The organism is Caulobacter hibisci, assembly GCF_016135805.1.
GTDB lineage: Bacteria > Pseudomonadota > Alphaproteobacteria > Caulobacterales > Caulobacteraceae > Caulobacter > Caulobacter hibisci.
This window is the reverse complement of the sequence record NZ_JADWOX010000010.1, coordinates 18231-34742: the sequence shown is the minus strand read 5'-3', so window position 1 is coordinate 34742 and position 16512 is coordinate 18231. Positions and strand designations below refer to the sequence as shown.

Below are 16512 nucleotides of genomic sequence, written 5' to 3'. Positions count from 1 at the left end.
TACGCCTCGCGGCCGCGGAATGAATCGTTGCAGAACAGTGTCTGGCGCAATCTAAGCGCGTCGCTGCGCCGAGAGCCAGCCGTTTGATTTGCGGGGGACCTGCAATGTCGGCCGAGGACGTCTTCCCCAGGGCCATGGACCTGCTGCTGGCCGGCGAGCCCGCCGCCGCCGAGGCCCTGCTCGCGCCCCTGGCCGCCCGGAACGGCGACGACGTCCAGGTGCACTATTTCCACGCCGCGGCCCTGCTCGGCATCGGCGAGGAGGCCCGCGCCCGCCAGGCCTTCGAGACCGCCTGGATGAACCACGCCTTCACGGTGATGGGCGAGAACGAGATCGCCCTGGACCGCGTGGCCCGCGACGCCGCCTACGCCCTCGAGGTCGGCCGGCTGTTCTATGGCGAGGACTATGTCGGGGTCGCCGCGGCGGCCTGCGGCTGCGCCCTGAACGACGCGACGGTGGCGGCCAATGAGGGCCTGTTCGTCTACGGCCAGTCGCTGCACCACGCCGGCCGCATCGAGGCGGCGCTGGGCGCCTTCGACAAGGCCCTGGCCCTGACCGGCGCCTCCTACCTCTCAGGCTTCGTGCTCTATTCGCTGATGTTCGCCAAGGACGGGCTGAACCGCCAAGCCGAAACCGCCCGCCGCTGGGGCGAGGTGATGCGCAAGGTCGCCCCCGCCGCCCCGACCTTCCCCCCCGCCTGGGACGGCCAGCGCAAGCTGCGCGTCGGCTACGTCGCGCCCAGCTTCGCCAACCAGCTGCGCCACTTCACCGGCCCGCTGTTCGACAACCACGACGCCGACCGCTTCGAGGTGTTCGCCTATGTCGACCACGCCGAAGCCGAAGCCCTGCCCGCCCAGGTCACCGTCCGCTCGTGCAAGGCCCTGACCTATGACGCCCACGCCGACCTGATCCGCGCCGACGCCATCGACGTGCTGGTCGACGTCTGGGGCCACGCCTCGGGCAACCGGCTGGCGGTGTTCGCCCGGCAGCCCGCGCCGGTGCAGGTCGCTTGGCTGAACTGGATCCAGACCACCGGCCTGGAGACCATGGACTACTCCATGCTCGGCTCGCAGATGCTGACCGCTGACGCCCCGCCGCTGTTCGTCGAGACCCTGTACGACATCGGCCCGATCCTGGCCCCGTTCCGCCCGACCCCGACAGCGAAGACCTCGCCGTCGCCGGCGATCGCGAACGGCTTTCTGACCTTCGGCAGCTTCAACCACCCGGCCAAGCTCAGCGACGAGACCATCGCCGGCTGGGCCAGGCTGCTGCACGCCAGCCCGACCGCCAAGCTGTTGTGCAAGTACGGCTACTTCGTCGATCCGGTGCTGCAGACCACGACCCAGTGCAGGTTCCTGGCCTATGGCATCGCCCCGCAGCGCATCCTGTTCGAGGGCAAGACCACCGGCGAGGAGTACGAGCAGGCCTTCGCGGAGATCGACTTCGCCCTGGACCCCACGCCCGTGGGCGGCGGCACCACGACCATGGAGGCCGTCTCGCGCGGCGTGCCGGTGCTGGCGATCCGGGGCCGCGACTACTACAGCCGCGTCGCCGTCGAGGCGCTGGGGGCGATGGGCCTGGACGACCTGCTGTTCGACGACTGGAGCGCCATGGCGGAGTTCGTCGCGCGTCTGGACCAGGACCACGACGCCCTGGCGGTCCTGCGCGCGCGCGTCCGCCCCGCCTACGACGCCTCGGCCTATCGCGACGAGGCCGGGTTTACGCGGCGGATGGAGGCGGCGTTCGCGGAGATGGCGGCTAAAACCGCATAGGACGCCAATCTTTCATCCGAGCATCCCCGCGAAGGCGGGTATCCAAGCCGAGTCAGCGGGTGACCCAAGGCCGCGCCACATCCTGAACGCCAGCTTGGGTCCCCGCCTTCGCGGGGACAGTCGGGAAATTAGGTAGCCTTGAGTGAAAGGCCCCTAAGCCTCGTTGACGCTATTGGCCTTCACCTTCGCCGCGCCGGCCTCGTCCAGGTCGTTCCGCGTCGCCGTCAGGCTCAGCGGCCCCCTCAGCGTGGCGTTGACGGCGTCGATGCCGGTGTCCTTGCGGGTCGGCTTGCGGGCGATCAGGTAGCGCAGCGACAGGCGCTCGTGGTCGGCGGCGTCGGGCTGGGTGCCGTGCAGGGTGCAGGCGTGCCACATGGCGGCATAGCCGGCCGGCCCGACCAGCAGGTGTTGCGGGCAGTGCACCTGCCCGCCCTTGCGGTCGCCGTAGGTCCAGCCGGTCTCGTCCTTGCTCAGGTCGTGCGGAAACAGGGTGCCGCCCAGCTTGTGGCTGTTCTCCAGCAGGAACAGCGGCGCGTCGCGTTCGCCGACGTCGTGCAGATAGACATAGAGGGTGATGAAGTCGGCTTCCCGGTCCTTGTAGTCGATCAGGTCTTGGTGGAAGTCGATGCCGTAGAAATAGGTCACGTCCCGGTACTGCGGCTTCACGTAGGGGCCCAGGTTGTTGACCGGGTTGCCGTGGATCCGGGTCTTCAGCCACTGGGGCACGGCCGAGGCCGGCACGCCGCAGATCAGCTTCTTGAGCAGGATCTCGTAGTCGTCGCCCAGCAGGCCGCCAACCGCGGCGGTCAGGCCGGCGTCCCGCTCGACGAAGGCCAGTTCCTCGTCGAAGCGCTCCAGCAGGTTGCGGCCGGGCGCGGGATTGACGCCGACATATTGCGGGGCGGCGTCGAACTCTTCCTCGCTCAGGAACAGCTCCGAGCCGAACGCGCGCAGCTCGCGGATACGCGCCAGCAGGCGGCCCGCGGCGGCGGGATCGAGGCCGCCGGGCAGCACGTGATAGCCGCGCTCGATCAGGTCTGACACCGGCAGGTCAGAAACCGGGCCGGACGAAGGTGCGGACATCGAAGGCTGCTCCAATTGCGTCGAGACTTTGCGCCGAAAACGACGAAAGACCGGCAGAACCAATATCGCTTCACGGCGGCGAGGCAATCCGTCGCAACTCTGACGCAGCGACAGTTAGCGCCTGTTAACCATGTGACCGGCAGGCTACGGAGGATTTCGGGGATTCTCCATGGTCAAGCACGCCCGCAGCCCGCGTACCGACAGCACGACGCCGATCGCTGTCGCCAAGCCGCGCCTGCCGCAAACCGACGCGATCGTCCCCTATCTGCGCCGCATCGATTCCGCGCGCTGGTACTCCAACTTCGGTCCGCTGGTGCAGGAACTGGAAGAGCGCCTGGCCCACCGCTTCGGCGCGCAGGCCCGCGCCGTCACCTGCGTCAACGCCACCCAGGGCCTGACCCTGACCCTGCAGGCCCTGAACATCGCGCCCGGAACCCTGTGCGCCATGCCGTCGTGGACCTTCGTGGCCACCGGCCACGCCGCCGTCCAGGCCGGTCTGACGCCGTGGTTCCTCGACGCCGACCGCGACAGCTGGATGCTGACGCCGCAGATCGCCGCCGAGGCCCTGGCCCGCGCGCCGGGAACGGTCGGCGCCCTCATCGTCGTCGCGCCGTTCGGCCGCATGCCCGACGTCGCCGCCTGGCTCGACTTTCAGGACAAGACCGGGATCAAGGTGATCATCGACGCCGCCGCCGCCTTCGACGCGGCCTGCGACGCGCGCCTGCCGACCGTCGTCAGCCTGCACGCCACCAAGGTGCTGGGCATGGGCGAAGGCGGTTTCGTGGCCACCGACAACCATGCTCTCGCCGCCCGCCTGCGCCGCCTGACCAGCTTCGGCTTCGACGGCACGCGGCTGTCGCAGCACACCGCCAACAACGCCAAGATCAGCGAGTACGCGGCCGCCGTCGGCCTGGCCTCGCTGGACGCCTGGCCGGGCGATCGCCTGCGCTGGTTCACCGCCGCCCAGACCCTGCGCCACTTCCCCCTGCCCCGCGAAATTGGCTACCAGCCCGGCTGGGGCCGCGACTGGACCACCAGCGTCTGCGTGGTGACCACGCCCGAGGGCGCCGCCCCGGAACTGATCGCCGCGCTGAAGGCCCGCGATGTCGACACCCGCCAGTGGTGGGGCGAGGGCTGCCACGCGTCTCCGGCCTTCGCCGCCTTCCCGCGCGAAGCCCTGCCCAACACCGAGATCCTGGCGACCTCGACCCTGGGCCTGCCGTTCTACATCGACCTGGACCGCGCCGACGCCGCCCGCATCGCCGAAGCCCTGGGCGCGGCGCTTTAGCCGCCAGCGCGCCTTGACGTCCGAAGCTCGGGCGTCGCCTTACCAACTTGAAACATTGGTCAACACGGCGACGGCTCCAACTCGCGCCCAGGCTGCGGCGCTCGCCTCGCCTGGAACCGGTTCGCGACGCGGAACGCCATCGCCATAACACGCCTATAAAGCTCTATAATAACTGGATAATTTCGGCGCCCAGCTGAAGCGCTCGAGCGCCGGATCGTGCTTTGGCGGCCACAGTCGTCATCACATTGATAATATCAATTCTTGCCAAAATATCTCCGGTATGTAATGAAGTGGTCATGCCACATAGTGGAACCGTTCCAAACATATTGGGACTGGCCAAACCACTGTTTGACGGGCTGGGGAGAGGGAACAATGGCATTCAGACCAAGGGCGGGACCGCCCTAGGGCAGGCTCGGCTGCGTGCAGGCGCAGCTTCGGGTCGTGCGCGGACTTGAGAGTCCGGCGAGGGCGAGGGGTCCTCGAAAAAGAAAAATACATCGGGAGGAAATCTAATGGAGCGCCTTAGCGCGCGCGGCCATATGGCCGCTGCTGTGTCCGTCATCGCCCTGGGCGCGGCCCTGTGGCCCGCACACGCTGCCCACGCACAGACCACCGCCACGCCGGCGACCAGGGAAGAGCCCACGCAGGTCGAGACCATCGTCGTCGGGGCCCGCGCCTCGCAGCAGTCCTCGATCGCGCGCAAGAAGCGCAGCGCCACCGCGCAGGACTCCATCGTCGCCGACGACGTCGGCTCGTTCCCGGACGGCAACGTCAACGAAGCCATGTCGCGCATCGCCGGCGTCGCCATCGAGCGCAACGGCTTCGGTGAAGGCGACGGCGTCGTGGTCCGCGGCAACGGCGCCGACCTGACGCGCGTCGAGCTGGACGGCATGGGCGTGGCCGCCTCGGGCTTCAGCCTGGCCGTGGGCGGCGGCGACGGCCGCGCCGCCGACCTTCGCGAATTCCCCGCCGAGATGATCAAGAGCCTCGACGTCATCAAGGGCCAGACGGCCGACATGACGCCCGGCGGCCTCGGCGCGACCATCCAGATCCAGACCCGCACCGCGCTGGACTTCAAGAAGCCCTACATCTCGGTGCGCGGCGCGGCTTCGGGCAACACGCTGTCGCGCAAGGCCTCGCCGGAGATCGGCGTGGTGGCGACGCGCAAGTTCTTCGACGACCGCATCGGCATCATGGGCAACATCAGCTACAGCAAGCGGCTGAACGACAGCCACGCGCTGAACAGCGGCGGCGCCAACAACGCCCAGGGCTACACCCGCTTCGCCGACTTCGACAATTCGGCCGAGAAGACCTTCACCTACAATCCGGCCACGGCCAACGGCGTCGGCGCCAACGACCCGATCGCCTCGTGGGCCACGACCGGCGGCGGCCTGTGGAACGCCCCCACCCCGGTCGACGTGCTGACCAAGTCGGCGGCGGCGACCACCAAGGCCCAGTGCCTCAGCGCCTTCCCGCTGCTGAACGATGCGCAGCTGGGCACGATCGTCGCCGGCAGCAACGGCGCCAACCGCGTCGCGGCCCAGGCGGCCCAGATCAACGCTCAGATCAGCTGTCTCAACCAGTGGAACGACTACACGCCCAACCTGGTGCGCGACCAGAACTGGACGCAGTACGAAGACCGCCTGTCGTGGGACCTGCGCCTCGACTACCGCGTCAGCGACGACCTGACGGTGTTCGCCAAGTACCAGGTCTCCAACCGTGACCAGACCGAGCAGAACCGCCAGCGCACCCGGGGCGGCATCGCCACCCTCTATGGCGCGTCGAACGGCCTGACCACGACCTCGCTGACCACCAACACCTTCTATCCGGCCGGCACGCCCAACGTGCTGAGCGCCGTCAACGGCGGCGGCTACTACATCTACATGCCCGGCCTGCCGACCGCCCCCTTCACCATCGACACCACCCCGGGCACGGCGGTCACCAACAACTCGTTCCCGCTGTACGGCGTGGCGGCCAACATCGTGCCCGGCACGATCCAGGTCGACGGCAACCACCACCTGACAGAGTTCGACATCACCAACGCCGGGGTGAACATCGACCACATCCAGAACTCCCAGGACTGGCACACCAACTACGCCTCGGCCGGCGCCAAGTTCGACCGCGGCCCGCTGCTGGCCGAGCTGACCTTCGGCCGCAACGAAAGCAAGTACACCCGCGAAGAAATCCGCCTGACGCGGTCGTACAACTACGGCAACGCGACGATGCGGGTGCTCGAGAACGGCATCTGGACGATCGACACGCCCACCGCCTACGACGAAACCAACATGACGAACTTCGTGCAGATGCTGGCGCCGACGGCGGCCGGCCTGCCGTCGTACAGCAACGCCTATCGCCTGGCCTTCACGCCCCGCGTGGTCGAAAGCTCGGAAGACCAGCTGAAGTTCGACGTCACCTACCTGCCCGACATGCCGCTGTTCACCCGCTTCAAGGCCGGCGTGCTCTACAAGAAGGGCAACGCCGACTCCTGGGCCGGCGGCGGCTACTCGCCCTCGGCCGGCGTCTTCGTGCCGACCCTGACCCTGCGCAGCGACGTGCGGGCCTGCCAGAACGTGTCGACCACCATCGCCGCCAACAACTGCGTCTACGGCTACGCCCCCAACCCGACCACGGGCGTCAACTTCCTGTACGGCATCGAGACCTTGACCCAGGCCCAGCTGATCTCGGTCTACCAGAACTCGCTGGAAGACCTGAACGGCGCCTTCATGAAGGGCTACGAGGGCACCTCGGGCCTGAAGCTGTGGGACGGCATCGACGTCAAGAAGGCCTATTCGCAGCTGGCCGCCGCGGCCAACTACAACCTCAACTGCATCAAGTCGTGCACCGCCAGCGACGGCAAGGTCTACGACCAGCCGGTCAACAAGACCCAGGAGACCATGAGCTCGTGGTACTGGATGGCCGACCTGGCCCAGGACCTGCCGTTCGGCATGGAGCTGCGCGGCAACCTCGGCAGCCGGATGTTCAAGACCGAGGTCGCCGGCTCCGGCTACGTGACCCTGAACTACACGCTGAAGAACGGGAACTTCAATCCGAACGACCCGACCAACGCCTTGGGCGTGACCACCGCGGCGATCACCCGTCCGGTGACCCTCAACAAGACCTACACGGCCTGGCTGCCGTCCTACAACGCCGCCCTGTGGACCATCCCGGACAAGCTGGTGCTGCGCTACAGCTGGGCCAAGACGGTCGCCCCGCCGCCGATGAACCGCCTGTGGCCGGGCGGCGCCTGTACCTATGACGAACGCCGCCTCGACGTGATCGAGACCGACGGCTCGAACCAGGACATGACCTGCGGCACCTTCGGCAACGCCGACCTGAAGCCCTACCAGGCGACCAAGAACAACACCTCGATCGAGTGGTATCCCAACAAGGACACCACCTTCAGCGTCGCCTACTATCGCCAGAAGGTGCGCGTCGGAGCCCCGATCGCCGTGCCGATCAAGAACAACCGCACGATCTTCGGCGGCAGCGACGCGGTCGTGCCCGGCACCGATCGTCCGCTGTCGGACGTCGACTTCGCCATGACCAGCTACGAGAACGGCCCCGGCTATGTTCAGACCGGCTGGGAATTCGTGGCCCGGACGGCCTTCACCTTCCTGCCCTGGAAGCTGGACAAGACCGGCATGGACTTCAACATCTCGACCACCAAGTCGGGCAATGCGGTCAACTACATCGACCCGCTGACCGGCGAAGGCCTGGATCCGGCCGGCCAGTCGAAGTACTTCGCCAACCTGGTGTTCTGGTACGACGACGGCGTCACCAAGGCCCGCATCGCCTACCAGACCCGCGACCGCGTGCTGTCGTGCATCTCGCCGTGCACCAGCACCAGCGGCTCGCCGGTCCGCAACCCGCCGAACACCAACATCGGCAACTTCGTGGGCTTCCCGTACAATCCGAGCGAGGCCTACTACTCGGAAAAGTACGAGTACCTCGACGCCAAGATCTCGCGGAAGATCAACAACAACTTCGAGGTCTATCTCGAAGGCCGCAACCTGCTGAACGCCGCCCGCCTGTCGGTCGGCTCGGACGATCGCGGCTTCGAAAACTCGCCCAACCCGTGGTCGGTCGCTTACGGCGGCACCCGCGTCGCGGTCGGCTTCACCTACAAGAACTGAGTACCGCCCGCCTCGGCGTCGCGTCGGCCCCTTCGGGTCGGCCCGGCGCCGGGGCGGGGCCCTCCGGGCGACGCCCCTCCGCTTGTTCCGGCGGCCGGTTTCGGCTGGCTCGCCACCGACAGGGCTCACCGACCATGACCCGTTCCCTGACCACGGCCGGCACTCTCAGCCAGACCCTGGCCAACGACCTGGGCCAGCTGATCGTCACCGGCGCCTTCGCCGTCCGCGCCTTCCCGACCGAGACCGAGATCTGCGATCGCTACCAGACCTCCCGCACGGTGGTGCGCGAGGCGGTGAAGATGCTGATCGCCAAGGGCCTGGTGGCCAGCCGCGCCCGGCGCGGCACGACGGTCAACGCCGAGGACGACTGGAACCTACTGGATCCCGACATCCTGTCGTGGATCCGTACACGGAAGTTCTCGCTGGACCTGCTGATCGAGTTCACCCAGCTGCGGCTCAGCGTCGAGCCCTTGGCCGCAGGCCTGGCCGCCCGCAGCGCCGACGCCAAGCGCCGGGCCGGCGTCGAACAGGCCCTGGCCCGCATGGCCGCCGCCGAACAGGGCGACGAGGATCCGCTGACGGCCGACATCGCCTTCCACGTGGCCGTGCTGGAGGCCAGCGGCAACCGCTTCCACCGCCAGATGCGCGACCTGATCGAGGCGGCCCTGCGCTTCGGCGCCCAGCGTCCCGGCATCGAGCAGCAGGCCGACCAGCACCTGCCCGCCCATGCCCGCATCGCCGACGCCATCCTCGCCCGCCGCCCCGAAGCGGCCGAAGACGCCATGCGCGAGCTGCTGCTCGACATCCTCCGGCCGATGGACCTGACACAGATGCAGCGGAAGCGACGGCCCACCTGAAACCCTCTCTCTTCGAGAGAGGGAGGGGCCCGCCGCGAAGCGGTGGGAGGGTGAGAGGTTTCACCGCTGGCCGTCTTGCCCATGGAAAAGACCGCCCCGTTCGAGACGGCCTTTGTCCTCAAATACCCGCCTTCCTCGCCCTCGTGGCGAGGATCCATGGGCGAGCAAGGCTCGGCGTGTTTCGGAAGAACGTCGCCAGCATGGCCATGCGCTGGTCGACGATCTGAGCGGCGGCCCCCTGGACCCTAGGCACAAGGCCTAGGGAGGCGGGTCTGGTCAGGCCCGCGCTTCATTCGGAGAGAGTGTCACCAGTTCCACATCGTCCCGTCTTCCAGGCGGGCGACCGGCAGCTGCCGCGGCTCGTAAGGATATTTCGCCGCCAGGGCCTCGTCGATGTCGACGCCATGGCCCGGGGTGTCGCCGACGTAGAGCAGACCCTTGTCGAAGCGGTAGTCGTGCGGGAACACCGCGTCGGTTTCGGGCGAGTGGCGCATATATTCCTGGATGCCGAAGTTGGGCACCCAGGTGTCGAAGTGCAGCGCAGCCCCCATGGTCACCGGCGACAGGTCGGTGGCCCCGTGGCAGCCGGTGCGCACCTGCCACAGCGAGGCGAAGTCGGCGATGCGGCGCAGGTGGGTCAGGCCGCCGGCCCCGACGATGGTGGTGCGGATGTAGTCGATCAGCTGTTCCTGGATCAGGTCCTTGGCGTCCCAGATCGTGTTGAACACCTCGCCCACGGCCAGCGGCGTGGTGGTGTGCTGGCGGATCAGGCGGAAGGCTTCCTGGTTCTCGGCCGGGGTCGAGTCCTCCAGCCAGAACAGGTCGTAGGGCTCCAGGCTCTTGCCCAGCTGGGCCGCCTCGCGCGGGGTCATCCGGTGGTGGCCGTCGTGCAGCAAAGCCACGTCGAAGCCGTGCTCCTTGCGCAGGGCCTCGAACAGGGTCGGCAGGTAGCGCAGGTACTTGCGAGTGTCCCACACCGTCTCGGTCGGCAGGGTGGCGTCGGCCGGCTCGTAGTACATGTCGCCACGGCCCACGCCGTAGGCCAGGTCGATGCCCGGCACGCCCGACTGGGCGCGGACGGCCTTGTAGCCGGCGTCGATGTAGCGGCCGACCGCCTCGACGGTGTCTTCCAGGTCAGAGCCGTTGGCGTGGCCATAGACCAGCACGCCGTCGCGCGAACGCCCGCCCAGCAGGTCGTACAGCGGCGCGCCAAGAGCCTTGGCCTTGATGTCCCACAGGGCCACGTCGACGGCGGCGATGGCCCGCATGGTCACCGGGCCGCGCCGCCAGTAGGCCCCGCGATAGAGATACTGCCAGATGTCCTCGATGCGCCGGGCGTCGCGGCCGATCAGCACCGGGATCACGTGATCCTCGAGATAGGCGACCACCGACTTCTCGCGTCCGTTCAGGGTGGCGTCGCCGATGCCGTAGACGCCCTGGTCGGTCTCGATCTTCAGGGTCACGAAGTTGCGGCCCGGCGAGGTGACGATGACCCGCGCTGCGGTAATTTTCAGCGGCGGCAGGCCGGCTGCCTTGAACGGCTCGGTTTGGCTAGTATGCACGTCGGGATTCCCGTGATCTTCCATGGGCAGTTCCATAGTCCCCACGGTTCGGCCTGTCCATATTGGCCTGACCAATTTATAGGATTACCCATGTCCGCCAAGGCCGAAGGCCGCCTTTACGAACGGGTCGCCCGCGATCTGGCCAGCCAGATCGCCGAGGGTCGCTACGCCGTGGGCCAACGCCTGCCGTCGGAACGCGACCTGGCCCAGACCTATTCCGTCTCCCGTCCCACCGTCCGCGAAGCCATCATCGCCCTGGAGCTGGACGGCCTGGTCGAGGTGCGGCTGGGCTCGGGCGTCTACGTCAAGGCCCAGGTCCCCGAGCAGGGCCAGGCCGGCGTCACCGACATCGGCCCCTTCGAGCTCCTGGAAGCCCGCCGCGCCATCGAGGCCGAGGCCTGCGCCATGGCCGCCAAGCGCATCTCCGACGAGGCGCTGGTCGAGCTCGAAGGCCTGGTCGCCGAGATGCAGGCCGAGAACGCCCGAGACGTCGATCGCGCCGAGGACGCCGACCGCCGCTTCCACATGCTGATCGTCGAATCCACCCAGAACAGCGCCATGATCGCCGCGGTCGAGATGCTGTGGGAGGCCCGCGCCCGCTCGCCCCAGACCCAGCTGATGGGCGTCAAGGCCCACGCCGCCGGGGTGATCCCGCGCATTGACGAGCACACGGCCATCGTCTCGGCCCTGCGCGCCCGCTCGCCCGAGGAGGCCCGCGACGCCATGCGCCGCCACCTGACCCGGGTGCTGAACTCGCTGCTGGCCGCCACCGAGGTGCAGGAGCTGGAAGAGGCCCGCGCCCGCATCGCCGCCACCCGCGACCGCTATACCGACGCCGACTGAAGCTTGCCTCGAGGAGGCGCGAGTCTTGGCCAGATTGGTCAAACCAATTGCGCCACCACCACCCAGGAGACGACCCATGCCCTTCCGACGCCTTTTGCGCCGGGCCGCCGCGCTCCTGTTGCTGCTCGTGCCCGCCCCGGCCCTGGCGGCCGGCTTCGACGTCGCCGTGACGGTCGACGACCTGCCGGTGCACGGCGCCCTGCCCTCGGGCATGAGCCGGCTGGCGATCACCCAGGATCACATCGCCGCATTCAAGGCCCACGGCGTCACCCAGGCCTTCGGCTTCGTCAACGGCGCCAACGCGACCGACGTCGAGACCCGGGCGGCGCTCGACGTCTGGCGCAAGGCCGGCCACCCGCTAGGCAACCACGCCGCCACCCACCTCAACATCGACCGCGCCCCGAGCCTGGAGGCCTGGATCGCCGACGTGCAGGCGGGCGAGCCGGCGGTCGCCGATCGGATGAAAGGTCAGGATTGGCGGTATCTGAGGTTTCCCAACCTTTCGACCGGCGCGACGCGCGAGCGCCACGACGGCGCCGCGGCCTGGCTGAAGGAGCACGGCTACCGCATCGCCCACGTCACCGTGTCGTTCGACGACTGGGCCTATAGCGACGCCTATGCCCGCTGCGTCGCCAGGAACGACCAGGCGGCGATCAAGCTGATGGAAGACCAATACCTGCGCGGCGTCGACGACGCCCTCGTGCGGATGCAGGCCGTATCGCAGAAGGTCTACGGCCGGATGATCCCGCAGGTGCTGCTGACCCACATCGGCGGCTGGTCGGCGCGGATGCTGCCCCAGGTGCTCGACCGCCTCGACGCGGCCGGGGCGCATTACGTGACCCTGGACGAGGCCCAGAAGGACCCGGCCTACGCCCAGGCCGAGCAGTGGCTGGGCGGCGACGGCATCATGGAGCGCACGGCCCGCAACACCGGCGTCGACCTGTCGGACCTGCCGCCGGCGCTGAGCAAGCCGGTGGATCCGAAGGGGCTGTGTCGATAGCTGGGTCCCCTATCCTACAGCACGCCCAATAACCGAGCATCCCCGCGAAGGCGGGGATCCAAGCCGAGGCCGAGGATGATCCACGGTCGCGCTTCATCATGAGAGACAGCTTGGGTCCCCGCCTTCGCGGGGACATATCGGAATGAGAGCGGGGCGGCGGATCGACTGGATCCGCCGCCCCTTCGCATCATCCCGGCCCGGACGACACGGATCTACTACGCGATCAGCTCATACGCCGGCAGGGTCAGGAACTCTTCCATCCCCTCCTCCAGCACCATCCGCGTGAACAGGTGCGCGGCTTCTTCCAGCTTCGGCGAGCCGAACTGGCTGCGCAGGTCGCCCATTTCCTGGGTGAACAGGCCGATGAACAGCTCCGAGGTCAGCACGCGGCCGTCGTCGAGCTCGGCGGCCAGGCGCACCCACTGCCACAGCTGGGTGCGGCAGATCTCGGCGGTCGCCGCGTCTTCCATCAGGTTGTAGAGCGGCACCGCGCCCCGGCCTTCGAGCCAGGCCTGGGTGTAGCGCACGCCCACCCGGATGGCTTCGCGGACGCCCGTCTCGGTGCGCACGCCGTCATGCAGCTCCAGCATCTGGGGTTGCGTGATCTCCAGGCCTTCCAGGGTCTTGGAAAGCTGGTTCGGCGTCGGCATCAGGCGGTCGAAGACCTCCATGGCCACCGGCACCAGGTCGGGGTGGGCGACCCAGGTGCCGTCGTGGCCAGCCCCGGCCTCGCGCTCCTTGTCGGCGCGAACCTTGGCGAAGGCGGCCTGGTTGGCGGCCTCGTCGCCCTTGACCGGAATCTGGGCGGCCATGCCGCCCATGGCGAAGGCGCCGCGGCGGTGGCAAGTCTGGATCAGCTTCAGCGAATAGGCGCCCAGGAACGCCTTGCCCATGACCATGGCCGAGCGGTCCGGGGTCAGGAAGGCGGGCGTGCGGCCCAGGCGCTTGATGAACGAGAAGATGTAGTCCCAGCGGCCGCAGTTGAGGCCGACGATGTGGTCCTTCAGCTCGAACAGGATCTCGTCCATCTCGAAGGCCGCGGGGATCGTCTCGATCAGCACCGTGGCCTTGAAGGTCCCGACCGGCAGGCCGAGCGCTTCCTGGGCGTGGACGAACACCGCATTCCAGAGGCGGGCCTCCAGATGGCTCTCCAGCTTGGGCAGGTAGAAATAGGGGCCCGAGCCCTGGGCCAGGGCGGCCTTGGCGTTGTGGAAGACATAGAGGCCGAAGTCGAACAGCGCGCCGGCGACAGGCGCGCCGTCGACTTCGAGGTGGCGTTCGGGAAGGTGCCAGCCGCGCGGCCGGACCTTCAGGACGGCCGGGTTGGCTCCCAGCGCGTAAGCCTTTCCAGACTTCGGATCGACGTGGTCCAAGACGCCGTTCCAGCGGTCCTTCAGGTTGACCTGGCCTTCGACGACGTTGGCCCAGGTGGGGGCCGTGGCGTCCTCGAAGTCGGCCATGAACACCTTGGCCCCGCAGTTGAGGGCGTTGATGATCATCTTGCGGTCGACGGGACCGGTGATCTCGACACGGCGATCCTGAAGATCGGCCGGAACGGGCGCGACGGTCCAGTCGGCGGCGCGGACGTGCGAGGTCTCGTCGAGGAAGTCGGGCAGCTCGCCGGCGTCGAACTTGGCCTGGCGCGCCTGGCGGGCTTGCAGAAGCTCACGGCGACGGCCGTCGAAGCGGCGGTGCAGGTCGGCCACGAAGGCCACGGCCTCGGGCGTCAGGATCTCTACCGCGCGACCCTCGACCGGGCCGAGGATCTGGACGTTGGCGGCGATGTCGAGGGGCATGGCGTGTTCCGTGGTGTGTGGTGACGCGGAGGTACTTGTAGCGAAATTTCGTCATCCCGGCCGCACGCCCGCGAAGGCGAGCGGAGGGGCCGAGAACCAGGGGCCGCCGCGCAGCGCCGGCCACCGCGAAGAAGCCTCGAGCGCCACGCGCCGGCCCCTGGGTCCCGGATAGACGCTGGGCGTCTTCCGGGATGACGATTTCAGAGAGCGGGCGGGAGGAGCGCTTGCATCTCCTCCCGCCCTGGCCTGAGCGTCTTTAAGCGCTCTTTTCCGTGGCGCGGATCGTCGGGACGATCTGGTCGCCCCAATTGCCCGAGCCGTCGTGGTGGCGCGAGGTGCGCACCAGCTCGACCGAATAGCCGGCCTCGATGGCGCGACGGACGGCTTCGTTGAGGCGGTGAGAGGCCTCGGCGAGACGGTCCACGGCGCGGTCCTGGGCCGACGAATCCGGCATGGCGGCGGGAGCGAATTGCGTGACGTTGGTCATGACGTTTCTCCTCAGTTCGGGCTTTGGGGGACGGGAGGGTTTGAAGCTCGCCGCTATTCGGCGGCGAACTGGTTCATGGTGTTGGCGTGACCGCCGGCCTTCAGGGCGCGCTCGCCGGCGACCATTTCCTTGAAGCTGTCGCCGAGGTCGGAGCCGACCTCGTGCTGGTGCTTCACGGCCGACACGCCGCGGCGGATTTCCTCGCGCTGCACCGTGTTGACGTAGGCGCGCATGCGGCCTTCGCCGAAGTAGCCGCGCGACAGCTCGTCCATGCTCTTGGCGGTCAGGTGGAAGGTCGGCAGGGTGATCAGGTTGTGGAACACCCCGGCCCGGGCGGCGATGTCGACCTGGAAGCGCGCCAGGCGCTCGTCGGTCTCGCGACCCAGGTCGGTGTCGTCCAGGTCGGCCGACATCAGGGCCGCGCCTTCCGGATAGCTGTCCGCATGGATCTTGCCCTCGGCGATCCACTGGTCGCGCACCTGCTTGCGCAGATTGAGCGTCCAGTTGAACGACGGCGAGTTGTTGTAGGTCAGCTTGGCGTTCGGCACGGCCTGGCGGACCTCGGCCACCATGGCGGCGATCTCGTCGACGTTAGGGGTGTCGGTCTCGATCCACAGCAGGTCGGCGCCGCCCTGGGTCAGCGAGGCGATGCAGTCCTCGATGACGCGGGCCCGGCCGGTGCCGTCCTGGAAGGCGAACAGGCCGTTGGGCATGCGCACCGGCTTCTGGAACTCGCCGTCGCGATACAGGGCCAGCTCGCCCGGCTGGATCGGGTTTTCCGGCGTGATCGCCTCGGTCTTCAGCCACTTGATGTAGTCCGAAGCCAGGTCGCCCGGTTCCTGGCTGACGGGGATCTTCTGGGTCAGGCCCGCGCCCAGGCTGTCGGTGCGGGCGACGATGACGCCCTCGTCGACGCCCAGTTCCTCGAAGGCCAGGCGGCAGGCGCGCAGCTTCTCGATGAAGTCCTCGCGCGGCACGGTGACCTTGCCGTCCTGGTGGCCGCACTGCTTGGCGTCGGAAACCTGGTTCTCGATCTGCAGGCAGCAGGCGCCGGCCTTGATCATCTCCTTGGCCAGCAGGTAGGTGGCGTTCTCGTTGCCGAAGCCGGCGTCGATGTCGGCGATGATCGGAACGACGTGGGTCTCGAAGCCGTCGATGGCCTTGATCGCGGCCTGTTCGGCGACCTGGTCGCCGGCCTTGCGGGCCGCGCTCAGGGTCTTGAACAGGTCGTTGATGGCCACTTCGTCGGCCTGGCGCAGCGAGACATAGATCTCTTCGATCAGGTCGACGACCGAGGTCTTCTCGTGCATCGACTGGTCCGGCAGGTGGCCGAAGCGGTTGCGAAGACCGGCGACCATCCAGCCCGACAGATAGACATAGGCGCCCTTGGTGGTGCCGCGCAGGCGCTTGACCGACTTGATCATCTGCTGGGCGTGGAAGCCCGACCAGCAGCCCAGCGACTGAGTGAACTGGCTGCTGTCGGCGTCATAGGCGGCCATGTCGGCGCGCATGACCACGGCCATGTCGCGGGCGATGTCGAGGTGGGTCGAATAGGTGTTCTGCAGCTTCAGCTGGATGATGTCGTCGATGGCGACGCCGCCCGGCGTCAGCCCTTGCGGATAGCGGGCGAGGAGGTCCTGGCGGTGCTCGGCGTAGGTCTTGCGCATGGTCGTCGTACTTCCCCATCGGGG

At 68.1% G+C, this 16512-nt stretch carries 11 protein-coding genes; 6 read left to right on the top strand and 5 right to left on the bottom strand.

The genetic code is table 11. The features are described from left to right. The first annotated feature begins 104 nt into the window (after positions 1-104). Entirely contained in the window at positions 105-1772 is a 1668-nt protein-coding gene (locus I4Q42_RS14900) for an O-linked N-acetylglucosamine transferase family protein (RefSeq protein ID WP_198576876.1), read from the top strand. A gap of 153 nt (positions 1773-1925) precedes the next feature. Here I4Q42_RS14900 and I4Q42_RS14895 read toward each other — a convergent pair whose 3' ends face one another. Continuing rightward, positions 1926-2855 (bottom strand): phytanoyl-CoA dioxygenase family protein, encoded by a 930-nt coding sequence (locus I4Q42_RS14895; RefSeq protein ID WP_198576875.1) that lies wholly within the window; start codon positions 2853-2855, stop codon positions 1926-1928. Between the two features lie 169 nt (positions 2856-3024). On the opposite strand from I4Q42_RS14895, the gene I4Q42_RS14890 reads away from it, so the two are divergent. The 3 genes from I4Q42_RS14890 (at position 3025) to I4Q42_RS14880 (ending at position 9133) form a co-directional block, all read left to right on the top strand. Further along, the gene (locus tag I4Q42_RS14890) at positions 3025-4143 is read left to right on the top strand and encodes a DegT/DnrJ/EryC1/StrS family aminotransferase (RefSeq protein ID WP_198576874.1); all 1119 of its coding nucleotides are present in this window, start codon (positions 3025-3027) and stop codon (positions 4141-4143) included. Positions 4144-4655: 512 nt separating this feature from the next. Further along, positions 4656-8276: a TonB-dependent receptor gene (locus I4Q42_RS14885; protein ID WP_198576873.1), complete on the top strand. Its 3621-nt coding sequence runs from the start codon at positions 4656-4658 to the stop codon at positions 8274-8276. A gap of 134 nt (positions 8277-8410) precedes the next feature. Then, positions 8411-9133 carry a FadR/GntR family transcriptional regulator gene (locus tag I4Q42_RS14880; protein ID WP_198576872.1) on the top strand — a complete coding sequence of 241 codons (723 nt, stop codon included), beginning with the start codon at positions 8411-8413 and terminating at the stop codon, positions 9131-9133. A 305-nt stretch (positions 9134-9438) separates the two neighbouring features. Here the strand turns inward: I4Q42_RS14880 and manD are convergent, their stop codons facing one another. Next, a complete protein-coding gene (gene manD, locus I4Q42_RS14875; RefSeq protein WP_198577008.1) occupies positions 9439-10647 on the bottom strand; it encodes a D-mannonate dehydratase ManD in 1209 nt (402 codons plus the stop codon). 138 nt (positions 10648-10785) lie between these two features. Between manD and I4Q42_RS14870 the strand changes: the two genes are divergently transcribed. Both I4Q42_RS14870 and I4Q42_RS14865 read left to right on the top strand, forming a co-directional pair. Next, a complete protein-coding gene (locus tag I4Q42_RS14870) occupies positions 10786-11538 on the top strand; it encodes a FadR/GntR family transcriptional regulator (RefSeq protein WP_198576871.1) in 753 nt (250 codons plus the stop codon). Positions 11539-11614: 76 nt separating this feature from the next. Beyond that, on the top strand, positions 11615-12538 hold the full coding sequence (locus I4Q42_RS14865; protein ID WP_198576870.1) for a polysaccharide deacetylase family protein: 924 nt from the start codon (positions 11615-11617) through the stop codon (positions 12536-12538). Between the two features lie 215 nt (positions 12539-12753). Here the strand turns inward: I4Q42_RS14865 and aceB are convergent, their stop codons facing one another. The 3 genes from aceB to I4Q42_RS14850 form a co-directional block, all read right to left on the bottom strand. Then, positions 12754-14334, bottom strand: a complete 1581-nt coding sequence (gene aceB, locus I4Q42_RS14860; RefSeq protein ID WP_198576869.1) for a malate synthase A — start codon at positions 14332-14334, stop codon at positions 12754-12756. A 256-nt stretch (positions 14335-14590) separates the two neighbouring features. Continuing rightward, positions 14591-14821 carry a hypothetical protein gene (locus tag I4Q42_RS14855; protein WP_408611073.1) on the bottom strand — a complete coding sequence of 77 codons (231 nt, stop codon included), beginning with the start codon at positions 14819-14821 and terminating at the stop codon, positions 14591-14593. A gap of 53 nt (positions 14822-14874) precedes the next feature. Then, positions 14875-16488 carry an isocitrate lyase gene (locus I4Q42_RS14850; protein ID WP_198576868.1) on the bottom strand — a complete coding sequence of 538 codons (1614 nt, stop codon included), beginning with the start codon at positions 16486-16488 and terminating at the stop codon, positions 14875-14877. Positions 16489-16512: the final 24 nt, after the last annotated feature.